This window comes from Streptomyces sp. NBC_00154 (assembly GCF_026342835.1).
Classification (GTDB): Bacteria; Actinomycetota; Actinomycetes; order Streptomycetales; family Streptomycetaceae; genus Streptomyces.
This window is the reverse complement of sequence record NZ_JAPEMI010000001.1, coordinates 1483371-1503283: the sequence shown is the minus strand read 5'-3', so window position 1 is coordinate 1503283 and position 19913 is coordinate 1483371. Positions and strand designations below refer to the sequence as shown.

The following is a 19913-nucleotide window of genomic DNA, read 5'->3' as shown; positions in this document are numbered from 1 at the left end:
CACCACTGACATCCCTCATCTGGTTTTCTGCGTGGTCGCACCCGGCATCAACCGATCGGCTGATGCCGTTTCCAGCGCGATGGACGATGCCGCGCGGGCCCGCGCGGCAGGACCCTCGTACCCATGGCCATCATCGAAGTGAACGGGTTGCGCAAGGCCTACGCCGGGCGCCCCGCGGTGGACGGAGTGACCTTCGCCGTCGACGAGGGGGAGATCTTCGGGATCCTCGGCCCCAACGGCGCGGGCAAGACCACGACCGTCGAATGCGTCGAGGGACTGCGGGTCCCCGATGCCGGCACGGTCCGGGTCGCCGGACTCGACCCGGTCGCCGACCACGGGCGAGTGACGCACCTGCTGGGAGCCCAGCTCCAGGAGAGCGAGCTGCAGGCCAAGCTGACGGTGCGCGAGGCGCTGGAGCTGTACAGCGCCTTCCACCCGCACCCCGCCGAGTGGCGGACCCTGGCCGAACGGCTCGGTCTGCACACCAAGCTCACCACCCGGTTCGCCAAGCTGTCGGGCGGTCAGAAGCAGCGACTGTCCATCGCCCTCGCCCTGGTCGGCAACCCGCGGGTCGTGGTGCTCGACGAGCTGACCACCGGACTTGATCCCCGGGCCCGCCGTGACACCTGGCAACTGATCGAAGAGGTACGGGACAGTGGCGTGACCGTCCTTCTCGTGACCCACTTCATGGAGGAGGCCCAGCGGCTCTGCGACCGGATCGCCGTGATCCACAAGGGGAAGGCCGTCGCCCTCGACACCCCGTCCGGCCTGATCAGCAGAGCCGGCAGCACCACCGCCATCTCCTTCACCCCCTCGCAGCCCCTCGCCACCGGCGATCTGGCGGAGCTCCCCGGAGCGGCGTCGGCCGAGCAGAAGGGCGGCCGGATCGTCATCAACGGCACCGACGAGACCGTCAACGCGGTGATCTCACTGCTGGCCCGGCACCGCATCACCGCACACCAACTGCGTGTCACCGAAGCGACCTTGGACGACGCATTCCTCGATCTCACCGAGACAGAGCCAGAACCCGAAGCAGACAAGGAAACGGCGGTCTGAGATGCCCACCACCTCCCTCGCATCGACATCTCCGGCCCCCGGCAGCCCCTCTTTCGCCGTCCTCAAGTGCGAGACCCGGCTCTTTCTCCGCGAGCCGGGCAGTCTCTTCTGGATCCTCGTCTTTCCCACCGTCCTGATGACGATCCTCGGGCTGGTCCCGTCCTTCCGGCATCCCGAGGACGCTCTCGGCGGCCGCCGCGTCATCGACCTGTATGTGCCGGTGGCCGTACTGCTCGCCATGATCATGGCCGGGCTGCAGGCCATGCCGCCCGTCCTCACCGGTTATCGCGAACGCGGCATCCTGCGCCGTATGTCGACCACTCCGGTGCGGCCGTCCGCCCTGCTCACCGCGCAGGTCGCCCTCCACGGCGCGGCCGCCCTGGGTTCGGCCGTGCTGGTCATGGCCGTCGGCCGCATCGCCTTCGACGTGCGGCTGCCCGGTCAGCCCGTCGGCTATCTGCTGGCCCTGCTCCTGGCGACCGCGAGCGTTCTCTCCCTCGGGGCGATGGTCAGCGCCCTCTCCGCCACCACCAAGGCCTCCGCCGCCGTCGGCTCGGTCGTCTACCTCGCGATGATGTTCACGGCCGGGGTCTGGGTACCGGTCCAGGCGATGCCGGGCACCCTCCGCCGGATCGTCCAGTGCACCCCCTTCGGCGCGGCCTCCCAGGCACTGGACAGGGCAGCCTCCGGCGGCTGGCCGAGCTGGGCGCATCTGGGGGTGATGGCCCTGTGGACCGCCCTGACGGCTGCCGCGGCGACCCGTTGGTTCCGGTGGAAGTAACGCGGCCGGCCGGGCCGGGGCAGACTGACCGCATGGGGACGGTGCGTACCGGCGGTGATACCGCAGCAGGCAGGACGGCCGAGCAGTGGTGGGAATGGTTCTTCCGGTACGGGCCGTACGGTCTGCTGGGGCTGGCCACCGTCATCTCGGCCATGTCCGCCGACCTTGTCATGAGCCGTACCGGGATGTACGTGGCCGGGGTGTTGGTCCCGGTGGCGCTGGCACTCCAGATCTGGTGGAGCCGGATCCGGCACCGGCCCTCCAGACGGTCGTGGGCCGCGCCGGTCTACTTCGTCGTACGCACACTCCTCGCCTTCGTACTGTCCTGGTGCAGCCCGTTCTTCTCGATGTACGCGGTCCTCAGCTACTTCGACGCGGGGAGCCTCCTCTCCAGGCGGGCCGCACGGGTCGGGATGCTGGCCAATGCCGTCACCATGGCGGGCTCCCAGTGCGGCAGCGGCTTCCCGCCGGACACGCCGACGAACTGGGCGGCCTTCGGCATCCTGTTCACCCTGCACGGCACCCTCATCCTTGTCTTCGCGCAGATCGGCACCCGGGAGGCCGAGCACGCCCGCACCCAGCTCGACATCATCGACGAACTGGAGTCCGCCAACGCCCGTCTCGAACAGGCCCTGGCGGAGAACGCCGGCCTGCATGCCCAACTCCTCGTCCAGGCACGCGAGGCGGGGGTCGCCGACGAACGGAGCCGGCTCGCCGCGGAGATTCACGACACGATCGCCCAGGGGCTGACCGGCATCATCGCCCAGCTCCAGGTGGTCACCTCCACCGCCGAGTCCGATCCTGCGACGGCCCGCGTACACCTCGACCGCGCCGCCGCGCTCGCCCGCCACAGCCTCGGTGAGGCACGCCGGTCCGTGAGCAATCTGGTCCCCGCCGCACTGGCCCATGACGACCTCCCCGAGGCGCTCGGGAAGACCGTCGCGAGCTGGGCGGAACGCACAGGTGTACGCGCCGAGTGCACGGTCACCGGCACCGCCGAGCCACTGCACGACGAGGTCGGCGCCACCCTGCTCCGGATCGCGGAGGAAGCCCTCGCCAATGTCGGCCGTCACTCCGGGGCCACCAGGGTCGGCGTCACGCTCTCTTTCATGGGCGACGAAGTCACCCTGGACGTACGGGACGACGGTTGCGGCTTCGACCCGGTCGCCCTGCCGCCGTACCGGGGCTCGGACGGTTTCGGCCTCGGCGGTATGCGTGCCCGCGCCGAACGCATGGCGGGAGCCGTCGTGGTGGAGTCGGAACCGGGCAACGGAGCGGTGGTCTGCGCCCGCGTCCCACTGGTTCCTCAGCAATGAACACCGCGCATCCGAGCTATGCGTATCCGAACACCGCTTATCCGAACGCCGCGTACGGTGGAACCGCCATGGTTGACGAAACCGCACGCACCATCACCCTCGTCGTCGTCGACGACCACCCCGTCGTACGGGACGGTCTGCGGGGCATGTTCGAGTCGGCCCCGGGCTTCGAGGTGCTCGGCGAGGCGGCCGACGGCGTCGAGGGAGTCGATCTCGCCACCCGCCTGGACCCCGACGTCGTACTGATGGACCTGCGGATGCCGGGCGGCGGCGGAGTCGCGGCAATCGCCGAACTCACCCGGCGCGGCGCCCGCTCCAAGGTGCTCGTCCTCACCACGTACGACACCGACTCCGACACCCTCCCGGCGATCGAAGCGGGAGCCACCGGCTACCTGCTCAAGGACGCGCCCCGCGACGAACTGTTCAGCGCCGTGCGCGCCGCCGCCGACGGTCGCACCGTGCTGTCTCCCGCGGTCGCCTCCCGGCTGATCAACCGGGTGCGCATGCCCGCCGGCGCCGCCGACCAGTCGCTGTCCGCACGCGAGCGCCAGGTGCTCGAACTCGTCGCCAAGGGCACCTCCAACCGGGAGATCGCCGCCGAACTGTTCATCAGCGAGGCAACGGTGAAGACCCATCTCACGCACATCTTCGGCAAGCTGGACGCCAAGGACCGCGCCGCGGCCGTCGCGGTCGCCTACGACCGCGGCATCCTCGGCTGACCTGCCCCCGCCGTCCGTATCCGTACGCCCTTCGCTCCCTGCTCACTCCCTGACGCGCAGCAGCACCACCGCCCTCGCCGGCACCGTCAGTACCTCGTTGCCCCGGTGCACCGTCGCCGGCGCGGTCGACTGGTCCTCCTGCGAGGTGTCCAGCACCAGTTCGTACGTCTGCGCCCACGGCGGCCCCGGAAGCCGGAAGCTGATCGGGCGGTCGGCAGCGTGCAGGATCGCCAGGAAGCTGTCGTCGGTGACCTGCTCGCCGCGTGCGTCCCGGCCCGGGATGTCGCGCCCGGAGAGATAGAGACCGATCGTCGCGGCCGGTGCGTACCAGTCCGTCTCCGTCATCTCCTTACCCTGCCGGGTGAACCACGCCAGGTCGCGCAGCCCGTCCGCGGCCTGCGCCCGGCCGGAGAAGAACGCCCGGCGGCGCAGCACCGGATGGGCGTGGCGCAGCGCGAGCAGCCGGGCCGTCAGCTCGGTCAGCTCCCGCCACTGGGGCTGGTCGAGCAGGGACCAGTCCAGCCAGCTGACCTCGTTGTCCTGGCAGTACGCGTTGTTGTTGCCGCCCTGCGTACGGCCCATCTCGTCGCCCGCGACCAGCATCGGCACCCCGGTCGACAGCAGCAGCGTGGTGAGCAGATTGCGCAGCTGGCGGCGGCGCAGGGCGTTGATGCCGGGGTCGCCGGTCCCGCCCTCGGCGCCGCAGTTCCAGGTCCGGTTGTCCGACGTGCCGTCCCGGTTGCCCTCTCCGTTGGCCTCGTTGTGTTTCTGCTCGTAACTGACCAGATCGCGCAGGGTGAAGCCGTCGTGCGCGGTGATGAAGTTGACCGAGGCGTACGGCCGGCGGCCGCCCCATGCGTAGAGATCGCTGGATCCGGTCAGCCGGTAACCCAGATCCCGTACATCGGGCAGGGCGCCGCGCCAGAAGTCCCGCACGGCGTCCCGGTAGCGGTCGTTCCACTCGGTCCACAGCGGCGGGAAAGCACCCACCTGGTAGCCGCCGTTGCCGACGTCCCACGGTTCGGCGATCAGTTTCACCCGGCGCAGCACCGGGTCCTGGGCGATCACCGCGAGGAACGGGGACAGCATGTCGACGTCGTGCATCGAGCGGGCCAGCGCCGCCGCCAGATCGAAGCGGAACCCGTCGACGCCCATCTCCGTGACCCAGTACCGCAGCGAGTCCGTGATCAGCCGCAGCACGTGCGGCTGCACCACGTGCAGGGTGTTGCCGCAGCCGGTGTAGTCGGCGTATCTGCGTGCGTCGGACTGGAGCCGGTAGTAGCCGCGGTTGTCGATGCCGCGCAGCGACAGCATCGGTCCCAGTTCGCTCGCCTCCGCCGTGTGGTTGTAGACCACATCGAGGATCACCTCGATCCCGGCGTCGTGCAGCGCCCGCACCATGCGTTTGAACTCGCCGACCTGCTGGCCTCCCGTACCGCTGGCCGAGTAGTCCGCGTGCGGGGCGAAGTAGCCGATCGAGTTGTAGCCCCAGTAGTTGTGCAGCCCGCGCCGGAGCAGATGGTCCTCATGGGCGAACTGATGCACCGGCAGCAGCTCCACCGCTGTCACGCCGAGCCGCTGCAGGTGGCCGACGGCCGCCGGATGAGCGAGACCGGCGTACGTGCCGCGCAGCTCCTCGGGGATCCCCGGGTGCAGCTTGGTGAAGCCGCGTACATGCAGCTCGTAGATGACGGAGTCCGCCCACGGGGTCTTGGGCCGCCGGTCCTCCGCCCAGTCGTCGTCGTCGTGGACGACGACACCTTTGGGTACGAACGGAGCGGAGTCCCGTTCGTCGCGCACGGTGTCGGCGACCTGCTGCTGCGGCCAGTCCCTCACATGGCCGTACGCCTCGGCCGGCAGGGTGAATGAGCCGTCCACGGCCCGTGCGTACGGATCGAGGAGCAGCTTCGCCGCATTCCACCGGGCACCCGTCCACGGGTCCCAGCGGCCGTGCACCCGGTAGCCGTACCGCTGGCCCGGCCGCACCCCCGGCACGAAGCCGTGCCAGACCTCATGGGTCAGCTCGGTCAGCGGGAGGCGCGTCTCGTTCCCCTCCTCGTCGAAGAGGCAGAGCACGACGGCCTCGGCGCCGCCCGCCCAGAGCGCGAAGTTGGTGCCCGCCACCCCGTCGGGCCCCACCCGGAAGCGGGCCCCGAGCGGCATCGGGGCACCGGGCCACACGGCCGGCTGCTGCTGCCCGCCGGAGGGGGCCCGCCCGCTCGCCGGGCCGGTCCCCGCCTCTTCCGCTGTCCGCTCCACCGCCTCCCTGATCGGCCCTGGCACTGTCTCCTGCTCGGCTGCGCTCGACACTCTCAGCCTCCCGCGGCTCGTCCGGACCCGGCACCGAAGAGGAGCGCACGGCGTCCCGGCCGTGGCTCCTCGAGTGTGGTCCTCCCTCTGTTCTGCCCAGGGCAGGGCCCGCACTCACGTTTCCCTCGGCCGCTCCGGTCGTTGGGGGAACGTGAACCACAACGCGAAGAAGGCAGGAGCGAGCCCGGCCACCGTGCTGACATGGGCAGGACTGCTCGCCGTACTGGCCGTACTGGGCGTACTGACAGGTTGCACCGACGGGGAACCATTCATCAACGGGAAGCCGCGGTCGTTGCCGTACGCGATCAGGATCACCCCGACGGACGGGGCCAAGGACATCAGGCCGGACGCCCGGGTCGAGGTGAAGGTTTCCGACGGGCGGCTGGAACACGTCAAGGTGACGCAGATCGAGGTCGCGGAGCCGCCCGCGAACGCAGAGCGGAGCAAGGACGCAGGACAGCGCGAGATGCAGGGGCTGATCTCGCAGGACGGCCTCTCCTGGACCCCGCGCGGCGCCTCGGGCCGGCTCAGCCTGTCCGCCAAGTACAGCGTCGACGTGGTGGCCGTGGACGGTGCGGGGCGCCGCTCGGCCCGCCACTCCACCTTCACCACCGCGGTCCCTCAGCAGCGCTTCACCAGCAGCTTCGAGCCGGACGAGCAGTCGACCGTCGGCACCGGCATGATCGTTTCCTTCCGGTTCGACCGCGTCATCACGAACCGTGCGGCGGTGCAGCGGGCCATCCGGATCACCGCCGAGCCTGCGGTCGAGGTGGTGGGGCACTGGTTCGGCGGCGACCGGCTGGACTTCCGCCCGGCCGCCTACTGGAAGCCGGGCACCGAGGTCACTGTCGCGGTGGCGCTGCACGATGTGGAGGGCGCGCCCGGTGTGTTCGGCACCCAGCGCAGGACGGTCACCTTCACGGTGGGCCGCTCGCAGGTGTCCAGGGTGGACGTGGCCGACCACACCATGGAGGTACGCCGCGACGGCCGGCTGCTGTCCAAGGTCCCGATCACTGCGGGCGCCCCGGCTACGAGCACGTACAACGGGAAGATGGTGGTCACCGACATGCAGGAGGTGACCCGGATGGACGGCCGGACCGTCGGCTTCGGCGGTGAGTACGACATCAAGGACGTTCCGCACGCCGTGCGGATCACTGACTCCGGCACCTTCGTGCACGGCAACTACTGGGCGGGCGGTGCCGTCTTCGGCTCGGCGAACGTCAGCCACGGCTGTGTCGGGCTGCAGGATGTGAAGGGCGGCAGCGGGGACACCCCGGCCGGCTGGTTCTTCGACCGGACGATCGTCGGGGACGTGGTCGAGGTCGTCAACTCCGAGGACAAGCAGGTCGCTCCGGACAACGGTCTGGGCGGCTGGAATCTGAACTGGATCCAGTGGCGGGCGGGCTCCGCGCTCCACTGACCCGGATCGGCCGGACTCGCACCGGACACTCCCGCGAAGCACTCCGAACCGTGCGTCACCTGGGGAAGTTCCGCGCCAACTTGGGACTGAACGGTGACATCCGGGGGGCGATCTCCCGACGGTCGGTGTGGTTACCTTTCGCTGAGCGCGCATGAGCAGCGCGCGGGGGTGGGAGCCTGCGGGCTCCCTGGGCCTTGGCGGGGCCAGGCCGTGTGAGGGGAGACGACCACATTGAACGGGCAGCCGATATCGGGGGCATCGGTCGGGGCGAACGGCAGGCGACGTGGTCGGGGGACCGCCGGACTGCTGGCTCTGGTACTGGGAGCGCTGCTGTTGCTGGTGACGGCATGCGGTGGGGGAGACACCGATGCCGGGAGCAAGGGCAAGAACACCGGTGGGGGCAAGAACGAGGACACGACCGCCTCGCAGGCGGTGGTGACCGTCGCGCCGAAGGACGGCGCCAACTCCGTCGCCACCAGCGGGGCACTGAAGATCTCCGCCGAGCAGGGCAAGCTGACCACGGTCGAGGTCGCCGACCCCAAGGGCGTCGAGGTCGAGGGCGAGATCGCGGCGGACGGCACGAGCTGGGAGCCCGAGCAGCACCTGGCCGCGGCGACGAAGTACAGCGTCCACGCGATCGCCAAGGACTCCAAGGGCCGTCAGTCGGCGAAGGACACCACCTTCACCACACTGGTCCCGAAGAACACCTTCATCGGGCAGTACACGCCGGAGGACGGCTCCACTGTGGGCGTCGGCATGCCGGTCTCGATCCACTTCACTCGCGGCATCACCGACCCGGACGCCGTCGAGAAGGCCATCGAGGTGACGGCGGAGCCGTCCGTCCCCGTCGAGGGCCACTGGTTCGGCAACGACCGTCTCGACTTCCGCCCCGAGAACTACTGGGCGGCGGGCACCAAGGTGACCGTGAAGCTCAACCTCGACGGGGTCGAGGGACGCCCGGGGGTCTACGGCAAGCAGGCCAAGACGATCTCGTTCACCATCGGCCGCCGCCAGGTCAGCACTGTCGACGCGAGCACGCACCGCATGAAGGTCGTCCGCGACGGCAAGCAGCTCAGGAACATCCCGATCTCCGCGGGCGCCCCGGCGACCACCACGTACAACGGACAGATGGTCATCAGCGAGAAGCTCAAGGTGACCCGGATGAACGGTGACACCGTCGGATTCGGCGGCGAGTACGACATCAAGGACGTGCCGAACGCGATGCGGCTGTCCACGTCGGGCACGTTCATCCACGGCAACTACTGGGGCGGGCCCGGCGTGTTCGGCTCGACCAACACCAGCCACGGCTGCGTCGGTCTGCAGGACGTACGCGGTGGCTGGAGCAAGACGACCCCGGCGGCCTGGTTCTTCAACCACTCGATCATCGGCGACGTCGTGGTCGTGAAGAACTCTCAGGACAAGACGATCCAGCCGGACAACGGCCTCAACGGCTGGAACATGAGCTGGGCGGAGTGGACCAAGTAGTTCGCGACGTACGACACGACGGCGGGCCCGGTGCTGTGACCAACAGCACCGGGCCCGCCGTCGTTAGCGCCGGTTAACCTGCCTGCCATGACGGTAACCCTCGAAGCAAGCGACGGCGTCGGCACGATCCGGCTGGACCGCCCGCCCATGAACGCCCTGGATGTCGCCACCCAGGACCGGCTGCGTGAACTCGCCGAGGAGGCGACCCGGCGCGACGATGTGCGCGCGGTCGTCCTCTACGGCGGCGAGAAGGTGTTCGCGGCGGGAGCGGACATCAAGGAGATGCAGGCCATGGACCACACGGCGATGGTCGTACGGTCCAAGGCGCTGCAGGACTCCTTCACCGCGGTGGCGCGGATCCCCAAGCCGGTCGTCGCCGCGGTCACCGGCTATGCGCTCGGTGGCGGCTGCGAACTGGCGCTCTGCGCCGACTTCCGGATCGCCGCCGACAACGCCAAGCTGGGCCAGCCCGAGATCATGCTCGGTCTGATCCCCGGTGCGGGCGGCACCCAGCGGCTGGCCCGGCTGGTCGGCCCGTCCAAGGCCAAGGACCTGATCTTCACCGGCCGCCACGTGAAGGCCGAGGAGGCCCTGACGATCGGTCTGGTGGACCGGGTGGTGCCGGCGGCCGAGGTGTACGAGCAGGCGCACGCCTGGGCCGCGCGGCTGGCCAAGGGGCCTGCCCTGGCACTGCGCGCCGCGAAGGAGTCCATCGACGCGGGGCTGGAGACCGACATCGACACCGGGCTCACGATCGAGCGGAACTGGTTCGCCGGTCTGTTCGCCACGGAGGACCGCGAGCGCGGTATGCGCAGCTTTGTCGAAGAGGGTCCGGGCAAGGCCAAGTTCCTCTGACCGAAAGCCAGTTGGGTACAGACGGCCGTGGGTTCATCCGTGTGGGCGGATTAGCTGAGCCTTAAGGCAACCTTAAGGCTCAGCACTTCGATGACCGGGGCAATCCCGTTCGGGCGGCATATATGTGCAGGTCGGAGTGGGCGTACAGAGGTGCATTCTGCCACTGGCATATGCCTACCGACCTGCACGGAATGCCTTCCTCCGGGGTGGGGATTCCCTTGGAACGGCCCCGGAGCGCCCGTCGTGCGGCCATGATGGTGTGCATGGCGGGCCTGGAGGGTGTGGAACAGCCGCGACAGCGCGGCGGTGCGACTGCGGCACGCTGGATGTCGGCTGTCGAGGACGAACAGGCGTTCAAGGCGCTGGAGTTGTTCGGAAATCCGACGGAGGACGAGGTCCGGCTGCCGTCCCGTCCGGAGTCCGCCGCGACCGCTCGCCGGCTCACCTCGTGCGTGGTGCTTCGTCAGTGGGCGCTTTCCCCGCAGACCGCCGAGCACGCCGTTCTGCTCGTTTCGGAACTCGTCGGCAATGCGGTACGGCACACCGGTGCCCGCGTCTTCGGGCTCCGGATGCTGCGCCGCCGCGGCTGGATCAGGATCGAGGTGCGTGACCCCTCGCGCGGCCTGCCGTGTCTCATGCCGGTCCAGGAGATGGACATCAGTGGCCGCGGCCTCTTCCTCGTCGACAAGCTCTCCGACCGGTGGGGGGTGGATCTGCTGCCGCGCGGCAAGACCACCTGGTTCGAGATGCGGATCTCCGACCGCTGAGCCGGTCCGGCCTTCCGGGTCCCCGCCCCTCCTGCCCGTCCGGATGACGCACAGAAGCCCCCGGTCTGCCGTGGTACGGCGCCTCGGGGGCTTCTGTGTGGGGACCGTGAAATGGGGGGTGTGTTCACGGCCGCGTAAGACGACCTGGCCCGGGTCGATGGGGGTCGTGGAACCGACTATGCCAGATGGGCGACCGTGGAGCCAAAAGTGCTAATCGGTTTAAAACTGGCCATAATCGGACGCTTCGACGGTGAATCGTAGGTGTGATGAGTCACTGGCCTGGCAATGCATGAATGACTATGCGATTCGACGGGTGATTCATCGAGCATCCAGGTTGCGGGCTGCATACCCCGGGCTCCCCTGAATAGGTATGAATGGGGTCAATTTTTATCTTCCTGGCATTGCGCCCCTACTGTTCTGCTCATGAACGCCTCCGAGACATCGGTGCACCGCCGCAGCGCACTGCGCGCGGGCGCAGGGGCAGCCCTGGTCGGCGCCCTCGCGGCCGGATGTACGGAAGGACACGGCGCCGTCGGCACTTCCACGAAGACCTCCGCCGAAACGCCCGCGAGCGCCCCCGCGCGGACCACCGGCACGAACGAAGCGAGCGCGCGGCCCCCGCACTCCGCGCCCGCCGCGCACCGCTTCCCCGGGCAGCCGGTCCAGATCGATCACGGCCCTCGCAACCGCCCCCGCGTCGCGCTGACCTTCCACGGCCAGGGTGACCCGACCATCGCCCGGGCCGTGCTCGCCGAGGCGGAACGTGCCCACGCCCGGGTCACCGTCCTTGCCGTCGGCAGCTGGCTCGATGAGCACCCCGAGATGGCCCGCCGGATCCTCGACGGGGGGCACGACCTCGGCAACCACACCCAGAGCCATGTCGACATCTCGGCAATGGGCGAGGCGGCGGCGTACGCGGAGATCACCGGCTGCGCCCAGCGGCTGCGCCGGCTCACCGGCTCCATCGGAACCTGGTTCCGCCCCTCGCGCAGCCGGTACGCCACTCCGCTCGTCCAGCGCCTCGCGCGCAGGGCGGGCTACCCGCACGTCCTCTCGTACGACGTGGACTCCCTCGACTTCACCTCTCCCGGCGCTGCGGCCGTCACCCGCAAGGTCACCGGGGAGATCCGCAACGGATCGGTGGTGAGCCTGCACTTCGGCTACGCGGACACGGTTGCCGCACTGCATGTCCTCCTCGCCGAAATCGACCGCCGACAACTGCGTGCGGTGACGACCACGGAGCTGCTGACCTGATGCTTTCCTCCACCAAGCGCACCGCGGCCCTGCTCGGGGGCGTACTCATCGCCGTACTCGCGGGCTGCGGCACCCCCGCCGAGAAGGGGAAGGCCGAGACCGCCGACACCGAGGCCGCCGCGCCGCCCGTCGTCCCGGACAACGCCACCTCGAAGCGCGCCACCCCGCCCGGGCTCGCCGGGATGCCGCCGGTGCTCGATCCCGAGGATGTGTACGCGGCCGACCGGGCCGGAATGATGTCACCGGTCGTCAAGAACTTCCCGGCGCGGGTGTACGTACCCAACACCAAGTCCAACACCGTGTCGGTCATCGACCCGAAGACGTACAAGGTCATCGAGACCATCCCGGTCGGCCACCAGCCGCAGCATGTCGTCCCGTCCTGGGACCTGAAGACGCTCTGGGTCAACAACGACCTCGGCGACAGCCTCACCGCCATCGACCCGGCCACCGGGAAGGCCGGGCGGACGGTCGCGGTCTCCGACCCGTACAACCTCTACTTCACGCCGAACGGCAAGTACGCCGTCGTGATGGCCTCGATGGACCGGCAGCTGGTCTTCCGCGACGCGCACACCATGAAGAAGGCCAGGACCGTCCCGGTCGACTGCGCGGGCGTCAATCACGCCGACTTCTCCACGGACGGCCGGTACTTCATCGTCTCCTGCGAGTTCTCCGCCGAACTCCTCAAGGTCGACACGGTGAGGATGAAGGTCGTCGGCCGGCAGAAGCTGCCGCTCAAGGGCGCGATGCCGCAGGATGTGAAGCTGTCGCCGGACGGCGGGACGTTCTACATCGCGGACATGATCGCGAACGGCATCTGGGTGCTGGACGGGCAGAAGTTCACCGGACCGAAGCTGCTGCGCACCGGCAAGGGCGCCCACGGTCTGTACGTCAGCCGCGACTCCAAGGATATGTACGTCACCAACCGTGGCGAAGGCTCCATCTCCGTCTTCGACTTCGCGAAGAAGAAACTGACGAAGAAGTGGCACCTGCCGAACGGCGGCAGCCCCGACATGGGCGGCGTCTCGGCGGACGGCAAGGTCCTCTGGCTGTCCGGGCGTTACAACGCCGAGGTGTACGCGATCGACACGGCCACCGGCAAGCAGCTCGCCCGGATCCCGGTGGGCAACGGACCTCATGGGCTCGCCGTCTATCCGCAGCCGGGCCGCTACTCGCTCGGCCACACCGGAGTCTTCCGCTGATCGTCCGGCGACCCGGCGCCCTTGGCCCGTCCGCCGGGGGCCGCGGGTCAGCCCGCGATCAGCAGCGCCTCCGAGCCCACCGGCCGGTAACCCGCCGCCTGGAACGTCCGCACACTGCGGGCGTTCCCCGGCGACTGCTGCGCCCAGACCACCGTGTCCGGCACCAACTGGCGGGCCGCTCGCGCCAGTCGCTCCCCGAGCCGTCGTCCGCGCGCCTCCTCGGCCACCTCGATCGCCGTCTCCCAGCGTCCGGCGACCCCGCGGCCCAGAATCAGCACACCGCCGTCGGCGGCCCAGGCCCGCACCTCGTCGCGGTACTTCATCGCCCGTGCCACCCGCGGATGTTCCGGGTCCTCGATCTCCCGGAGCCCGATGTCGGGATCACCCGGCAGCGCGCTCGCGACCGTCAGCAGATCGATGGTGTTCATGTGCCGTCCGGTACGGGCCAGCAGTGCGCCCAGGAAGTACGGGTTCATCGTGGCGGCGAGCGGATCGCCGGGGGTGGCGGCCAGCGTGGCCCGTACCCATGCCGGATCCTCGTCGGTGAACACCACCGAGTGCGCGGTGAAGGCCAGCACCCCGGCGTCCCGTGCGTTCGGCTGTGCCACCACCGTCGTGCCCCCGTCCGGCGCGGGGAAGCGCCCGTGCGCGGCAGCCGTCAGGGTCCGAGCCAGTGCGTCCTTCGTCAAGCGTCCCACTCCCCGGTCCCAGGCCCCGCCCGCAGTCCGCGGACACCCCACCCATGATGGACGACCGGCCGCCGTGATCGGCGCCGGTCGCGCCCGTTAATCTGGCCCCCGTCAGTTAGGCATGATGAAGGGGCGGAACAGTGGCGGACATCGAGTCGGCGCGCAAGGCATTCGAGCGGTACGACCTCAACGGCGACGGGCTGATTTCGGCTGCCGAGTACAAGAGTGTGATGGCTCAGCTGGGTGACCCCTACGTCACCGAGCCGGTGGCCCAGGCCGTCATCAACTCCCACGACGCGAACGGTGACGGTCTGCTCACCTTCGACGAGTTCTGGGCTGCCCAGAACAAGGGCTGATCGCCGGGAGGACCCCCGACCGTGGTCGGCCGGGGGCCGCCGGCGGGCGCCGGTGACGGAACCGGCGCCCCTGGACGACTGCCTCGGCGAGGGCCTTCTCGGCGAGGGCCTTCTTTCGGATCAGGCCGGATCTGGCCGAATCAGGCCGGTCCGGTTTCAGGCCTGGCCCGGCGCCCCGCTCCCGGCCGGTCAGGCAGCGAAGTTCCGGGACAGGGAGTGCTGTTCGTCGACTTCCATCAGGTCGGGGCGGGTGTACCGCTCCGCCCGCGCGTGGTAGTCGAAGTCTCCGCGGACGAGCCCTCGGTAGTCCTGGACGCAGCGCTCAAGGGCGGCGCGTGCCGGACCGTCGATGCGTGCGGCCTCTATCTCCTCGACGAGTTCCTTTTCCGCTCGCTGCACCCGGTCGGCGATCCTCGCCAGCCATATTCCGGCCTCGTCGACGGCCTCCTGGAGCGTGCCGCCACGGTCCCGCTGAATGAGCCGGACCGTATTGTGCTCGTATCCGAGCATGGCTTCTTTCTCGAATGAGCAGATGTCGTTGCAGAGTCCCGAGTGATCGGCCACTGCATTGCGCAGTGCGATATAAGCGGGGAGGGAGCGGGCGGATTCCGGGAGATCTGTCCCGGCAGTGATCTCGTGCAGGTCGAGGAACGGCTGCATGGCCACCGAGTCACGGCGGTGCTTCACGAAGTCGGCGGTGCTCGGCACATGGCCCGCGGCCCGGTCGACGGCCTCCGCGTAGTACGTCCACAGCCAGCCGACCGTGTCCCGGCGGAACTGCCGGACCCAGCGCAGCGACCGTCCCTCACAGGTCCGCGCCATCAGACCGTCGAGAGCGTGCTCCATGGGGCCGTTCGGCGCGCTGGTTCCGTCGAGCACGTCCACCAGTCGGGCGATGGCCCCCTCGCACACGTGCGGGTCGCGGCCTGCTGGGCCGTCGTCGAACTCGTCGTCCACCAGGAACGCCCAGAAGAGCCACTGGCAGAACAGATCGAGGTGTTCCTGCGAGGCCGCCGGGAATATCAGGGATATCCAGAGCTCCGGACGCGTCCGGATCATTTTCTTCCGAGCCACCGGAGACAGGACGAGATCGTTGTCGGCCGCCCACTCCCAGGCGGCTTGTTTGGTTGCCTGAATGCCTGGATTGCAGCCCGTGCTCTCGAACGGCATATGAAATTCTGGAAGCGTGATTTTGCTCATGGTGCCCCTCGTCTGAACGTTGCGAACAGGGAATGGGAATGAGTCGCTTTCACGAATCAGTGCAGGCGCGCGGGCGATCGTTTCCGGGAGAGCTCATCGCTGTCCTCTTTCCTCCGCCGGGGCCGGGGCATCGGAGCCGGGCCGGTAGGCCACGGCGGCGGACCGCACACGGACAGCGATCGCGTCACCACTCGTCACATCCAGTGAACCCTGAGAGAGCGGTGGAGGGAAGCAGTTCGTGACCGAAACTGCTTGATCGCCATGAACGCCTGCTCACTTATGAGCAGTTGGTGAACCGTTGAGTCGAGCGACTCGCCGGCCAGAACGTCGGGTCTGGCCGGATCGCCCGGGAGCCGTCCGCCGTGACCGGCAGGCGGAGTGCCCTCGTCCGGACAACACCGTGCCCGGGCGAGGGCCGTGGATCAGGACAGGGCGAGCTCGGTGACGTTGTCTGCCTGGTGGACCCAGGCGGCGGTCAGACTGCCGTCCTTCACGTACGTCTTGCCGTTGCCCTTCAGGATGCCGATGCGGTCGCCGGAGAGGGCGATCTGAATGACGTTGTCCGCCTGGTGGGCCCAGGCGGCGCTGAGGCTGCCGTCCTTCACGTACGTCTTGCCGTTGTCCTTGAGGATGCCGATGCGGTCTCCGGAGAGTTCGAGCTGAATGACGTCGCTGCCCTCCTTCGCATACGTGGCCTTGAGGCTGCCGTCCTTCACGTACGCCCTGCCGTCGCCCGTGAACACCCCGATCCGGTTGCCCGCCAGGTCGATGTCGACGATGTTGCCTCCCTCATAGACCCAGCCGGCGCTGAGGCCGCCGTCCTTCACGAAGGCGTCGCCGTTGCCCTGGACGATGCCGATGCGGTCGCCGGCCAGCTCCAGCTCCTTGACCTTGGCGGCCTCGTGCACCCAGCCGGCGGTGAGGGTGCCGTCCTTCACGTACGCGTCGCCGTTGTCCTTGAGGACGCCGATGCGGTTGCCGGAGAGCGCGATCTGCTTGACGTTCGAGGCTTCCTTCACCCAGGTGGCGCCGAGGCCGCCGTCCTTCACGTACGCGTCGCCGTTGGCCTTGAGGACGCCGATGCGGTCGCCGGAGAGGGCGATCTGCTTGATGCTGCTGCTCTCCAGGTTCCAGCCGGCGCTGAGGCCGCCCTCCTTGGCGTGGGCGTCGCCGTTGGCACGCACCGTTCCGATGCGGTTGCCGCCGGCGCCCGAGACCGTTCCGGGCGCCGCCGTGGCGGATCCGGCCCCGATGAGACCTGCGACGGTCAGTGCAGCGGCGACGGTGAGCATTCTGGAGTTCATTTGATGGTTCTCCATCGAGTCGGCCGGGGAACGACGGGACGGTCCCCGAAGTGGATTTACTCGCAAGATCAACGACGGGCATGGAGAGATGATGTGCACTGTCACCCGGTCAGAGGGCGTGCGCCGGGCGCACATGCCGTGGGCAGTGGGCGATCCGCAGGGCCGGGTACGTCCGCATGCTCGGGCACGCGGCTGATGCGGGGCGCGGGGCGGATCCTGACCGAGACGCTGACCGGGCGGCGGAACGAGGTACCGGCCGAACCGCGGGAAGCCGAGGTCATCGCCCGGTGAGCGCCTGGCCGACCCGGTCGAGAGCCACGGTGTATCGGCCGACCCGGTGCTCTGCCGGCGTCAGGGCCGATGGTTCAGGGCAGGGACTGTTCTGCCCAGATGGTTTTTCCTCGGGCGGTGAAGCGGGTACCCCAGCGGCCGGCCAGTTGCGCGACGAGGTACAGGCCGCGGCCACCTTCGTCGGCGAGATCCGCCTGGCGCAGGTGGGGGGCTGTGCTGCTGTCGTCGGTGACTTCGCAGATGAGGGTCCGGTCCCGGATCAGGCGTTGCTGGACGGGTCCGGTGGCGTAGCGGATGGCGTTGGTGACCAGCTCGCTCACCAACAGTTGGGTGGTGAAGTCGAGTTCCTGCAGCCCCCAGCTGGCCAGTTGCCGGCTGGTGAGGCTGCGGGCGTTGGTGACGACGGAGGGGTCGTTGGGGAGGGTCCAGGACGCGACCTGGTCGGCGGCGAGGGCGCGGGTGCGGGCCAGGAGCAGGACGACGTCGTTGTCGTGCGTGATGGGGTGCTGTGCACGGATGATGGCGTCGCAGGTGTCCTGGAGTGCGGGGAGCGGGTTGCCCAGGATGCGGCGCAGCCGTGTCAGACCCTGTTGCGGATCGCTGTCGTGGGATGTGATGAGGCTGTTGGTGAACAGGGCGAGGGTGCTGCCCTCGGGGATTTCCAGCTCGCTCGTTTCGTAGGGCGGGCGGCCGCTTCCAAGTGCCGGTCCGGCAGGAACGTCGGGTATGCCCACCACGCCGTCGGGGGAAGCGATGACGGGGGCGGGATGGCCGGCGCGTGCCAGCGTGCAGAGCCGGGAGATCGGGTCGTAGACCGCGTACACGCAGGTTGCGCCGATCGCCTGTTCGCGAGCCGGGTGGGTGCGGGTCGCGGGCGCGCCGTGGCCGGCGGCGCCCGTCACCAGGTCGTCGAGGTCCGCGAGCAGTTCGTCGGGGGCCAGGTCCTGGGCGGCCAGGGTGTTGATGGCGGTGCGTAGTTGGCCCATGGCGGCGGCGGCGTGCATGCCGTGTCCTGGCACGTGTCCGACGACGAGGGCCACGCGCGCCCCGGACAGCGGGATCACGTCGTACCAGTCTCCTGCGGCGGCGGACACGTGGTGCAGGGCGACTTCGACGGCGTTCTGGGCGGGGAGGGCCTCCGGCAGCAGGTTGGAGCGCAGGATGAGGGCGGCGGTGCGTTCACGGGTGTACCGGCGCGCGTTGTCGATGCACAGGGCGGCCCGGGCGCCGAGATCCGCCGTGAGGGCGAGGATGTCCTCCTCGAACGGGTCCGGTGTCGTGGTCCGGTAGAAGCTGGCCAGGCCGAGGACGACCCCGCGGGCGGTGAGTGGTACGACCATGAGCGAATGGGCCCCGGTCCGGCGGATCAGCTCGGCGCGCCGGGCATCGTGTACGGCCCACTCACTGTCGATCTCCAGGTGCTGCACGAGGCGGGGCTGCAGATCGGCCAGGCAGTCCCGGAAGGACCGGGGATACGAGAGGTTGACCTCTCCGACACGGTAGGCGACCGATGCGAGTTCCCCTTCGGTGGACTTGAAGGCCGCACGTCGCAGCACGGCGTGGGAGCTCACCGGACCGGGTTGCGGAGCCTTCCCCTGCAGCACTTCGTCGACGATGTCCACGACGGCGATGTCGGCCAGGCTCGGCACCGCGACCCCGACCAGTTCCTCGCACGTCGTCCCCACGTCCAAGGTGGTGCCGATGCGGGTGCTCGCGTCGAGGAGCAGGTCCAGGCCCGCGCGAGCCCGATGCCGCTCGGAGATGTCGGTCGATGCCGTCAGCAGGCCGAGAACGCCCCCGGCGCGGTCCTGGAGACGGTAGAGCGAGACGGAATAGATGTGCTCGTGATCGGGGTCGGAGGGTGGCCGCCCGGCATGCTCGACGTCGATCACGGGTCGACCCGTGTCCAGGACGTCCCTCAGCATCCGCTCCAACGCATCGTCGACCACACCCGGTGCCACTTCGCGAATCGGCCGGCCGATGACCTCATCGCCCGGCAGACCGCGCACACCCGGCGCGGCGGTGTTGAACCGCATGAGCCGCAGATCGGGATCAAGGACCTGCAGGCCGAGCGGGGACTGGGTCAGCACCGCGCGCAATACCGCGCTGTCGATACTCAGCCGACCGGAACCCCCCGCCGGGGTCAGAAGCACAGACCACCACACGGCATCGCCCTCACCCACTACGGGCCATACCTGGATGCCGACCGCGAGTCCCTGCCCGGACCGATGGCGGACGGCCGGCTCACGGGCAGACTTCCTCACCTCGGAAGCCCCCGGATCCGTCTGCTCACCGGGCCCGGTCAGCAGGACCGCCACCCGGCGCCCCAGCACCTCCTCGGCCGAATAGCCGAGCAAGGCCTGGGCCTGCGAGCTCCACTCGACCACGACCCCGTGGTCATCCACCACCAGCCGTGCGCCCTGATCCGCAACCGACCCGTCCTGGCAACCGGCGGGGTCCTCACGTGTACTCATCCGTGCCAGTGCCTCCTTACGGACAACACCTCGACGCACTCCCGGCCACGCCCGGTCCACTGCGCCCGTCGCACCCCACCGGCGTCATCCGCTACCGCAGGGAACATGGAGTTCCTGGGGGCCCCACCTACCCAATATGCCGTGGTGCTCGGCACGGCGCAGCGCAAGCGGCCCCCAGCGGGTCCCTGTCATGCGTCGGCCTGAGGGAAGTCCGCTGTTCTGCCCTGTCCTCGGTGACGAGATCTCCACGCAGCGGCTGTCCTCCCAGCAGCGGCAGCCCGGTCTGCCCAGACGGTCTCCACCAGCCACTATGACGCGCGGGGCCGCGTCGACTCGGTCGAGGACGCCGACCGGAACCACCTGCGCGTCGTATGACGCGATGCTCCGCCCCGTCGGACGCAGCGCCCCGCACCGGGCGGCGGACGCGTCTTCGCGGA

16 protein-coding genes are annotated in these 19913 nt (G+C 69.3%); 11 read left to right on the top strand and 5 right to left on the bottom strand.

Annotated elements, in window-relative coordinates:
* Nucleotides 1-123 precede the first annotated feature (123 nt).
* The 4 genes from OHA03_RS06565 (at nt 124) to OHA03_RS06550 (ending at nt 3872) form a co-directional block, all read left to right on the top strand.
* Nucleotides 124-1056, top strand: a complete 933-nt coding sequence (locus OHA03_RS06565) for an ABC transporter ATP-binding protein (protein WP_267001662.1) — start codon at nt 124-126, stop codon at nt 1054-1056.
* Between the two features lies 1 nt (nt 1057).
* Nucleotides 1058-1837 (top strand): ABC transporter permease, encoded by a 780-nt coding sequence (locus tag OHA03_RS06560; protein WP_267001660.1) that lies wholly within the window; start codon nt 1058-1060, stop codon nt 1835-1837.
* 32 nt (nt 1838-1869) lie between these two features.
* On the top strand, nt 1870-3153 hold the full coding sequence (locus OHA03_RS06555; protein WP_267001658.1) for a sensor histidine kinase: 1284 nt from the start codon (nt 1870-1872) through the stop codon (nt 3151-3153).
* A 68-nt stretch (nt 3154-3221) separates the two neighbouring features.
* The gene (locus OHA03_RS06550) at nt 3222-3872 is read left to right on the top strand and encodes a response regulator transcription factor (RefSeq protein WP_267001656.1); all 651 of its coding nucleotides are present in this window, start codon (nt 3222-3224) and stop codon (nt 3870-3872) included.
* A 42-nt stretch (nt 3873-3914) separates the two neighbouring features.
* On the opposite strand, the gene glgX is transcribed toward OHA03_RS06550, so the two are convergent.
* Nucleotides 3915-6182, bottom strand: coding sequence for a glycogen debranching protein GlgX (gene glgX, locus OHA03_RS06545; protein ID WP_267001654.1), 2268 nt, complete (start codon nt 6180-6182; stop codon nt 3915-3917).
* Nucleotides 6183-6333: 151 nt separating this feature from the next.
* Between glgX and OHA03_RS06540 the strand changes: the two genes are divergently transcribed.
* From OHA03_RS06540 to OHA03_RS06515, 6 genes are all read left to right on the top strand, one after another.
* Nucleotides 6334-7602, top strand: coding sequence for an Ig-like domain-containing protein (locus OHA03_RS06540; protein ID WP_267001652.1), 1269 nt, complete (start codon nt 6334-6336; stop codon nt 7600-7602).
* Between the two features lie 231 nt (nt 7603-7833).
* Complete coding sequence (locus OHA03_RS06535; protein ID WP_267001650.1) at nt 7834-9087, top strand: Ig-like domain-containing protein; 1254 nt, start codon at nt 7834-7836, stop codon at nt 9085-9087.
* 87 nt (nt 9088-9174) lie between these two features.
* Complete coding sequence (locus tag OHA03_RS06530; RefSeq protein ID WP_093772437.1) at nt 9175-9942, top strand: enoyl-CoA hydratase/isomerase family protein; 768 nt, start codon at nt 9175-9177, stop codon at nt 9940-9942.
* Between the two features lie 251 nt (nt 9943-10193).
* Entirely contained in the window at nt 10194-10709 is a 516-nt protein-coding gene (locus OHA03_RS06525; protein WP_267007949.1) for an ATP-binding protein, read from the top strand.
* A 423-nt stretch (nt 10710-11132) separates the two neighbouring features.
* On the top strand, nt 11133-11963 hold the full coding sequence (locus tag OHA03_RS06520) for a polysaccharide deacetylase family protein (RefSeq protein WP_267001647.1): 831 nt from the start codon (nt 11133-11135) through the stop codon (nt 11961-11963).
* A complete protein-coding gene (locus OHA03_RS06515) occupies nt 11963-13162 on the top strand; it encodes a YncE family protein (RefSeq protein ID WP_267001645.1) in 1200 nt (399 codons plus the stop codon). The genes OHA03_RS06520 and OHA03_RS06515 overlap by 1 nt, the downstream gene beginning before the upstream one ends.
* 47 nt (nt 13163-13209) lie before the next feature.
* On the opposite strand, the gene OHA03_RS06510 is transcribed toward OHA03_RS06515, so the two are convergent.
* Nucleotides 13210-13851 carry a GNAT family N-acetyltransferase gene (locus OHA03_RS06510; RefSeq protein ID WP_267001643.1) on the bottom strand — a complete coding sequence of 214 codons (642 nt, stop codon included), beginning with the start codon at nt 13849-13851 and terminating at the stop codon, nt 13210-13212.
* Nucleotides 13852-13991: 140 nt separating this feature from the next.
* Here OHA03_RS06510 and OHA03_RS06505 point away from each other — a divergent pair, with 140 nt between their 5' ends.
* Nucleotides 13992-14207 carry an EF-hand domain-containing protein gene (locus tag OHA03_RS06505; RefSeq protein WP_018102550.1) on the top strand — a complete coding sequence of 72 codons (216 nt, stop codon included), beginning with the start codon at nt 13992-13994 and terminating at the stop codon, nt 14205-14207.
* 189 nt (nt 14208-14396) lie between these two features.
* Here OHA03_RS06505 and OHA03_RS06500 read toward each other — a convergent pair whose 3' ends face one another.
* The 3 genes from OHA03_RS06500 to OHA03_RS06490 all read right to left on the bottom strand — a co-directional run bounded on the left by OHA03_RS06500 (nt 14397) and on the right by OHA03_RS06490 (nt 19476).
* On the bottom strand, nt 14397-15377 hold the full coding sequence (locus OHA03_RS06500; protein WP_267001640.1) for a terpene synthase family protein: 981 nt from the start codon (nt 15375-15377) through the stop codon (nt 14397-14399).
* A 452-nt stretch (nt 15378-15829) separates the two neighbouring features.
* Nucleotides 15830-16711: a peptidase S1 gene (locus OHA03_RS06495; RefSeq protein WP_267001638.1), complete on the bottom strand. Its 882-nt coding sequence runs from the start codon at nt 16709-16711 to the stop codon at nt 15830-15832.
* Nucleotides 16712-17076: 365 nt separating this feature from the next.
* The gene (locus tag OHA03_RS06490) at nt 17077-19476 is read right to left on the bottom strand and encodes a SpoIIE family protein phosphatase (protein ID WP_267001636.1); all 2400 of its coding nucleotides are present in this window, start codon (nt 19474-19476) and stop codon (nt 17077-17079) included.
* Between the last annotated feature and the right edge of the window lie 437 nt (nt 19477-19913).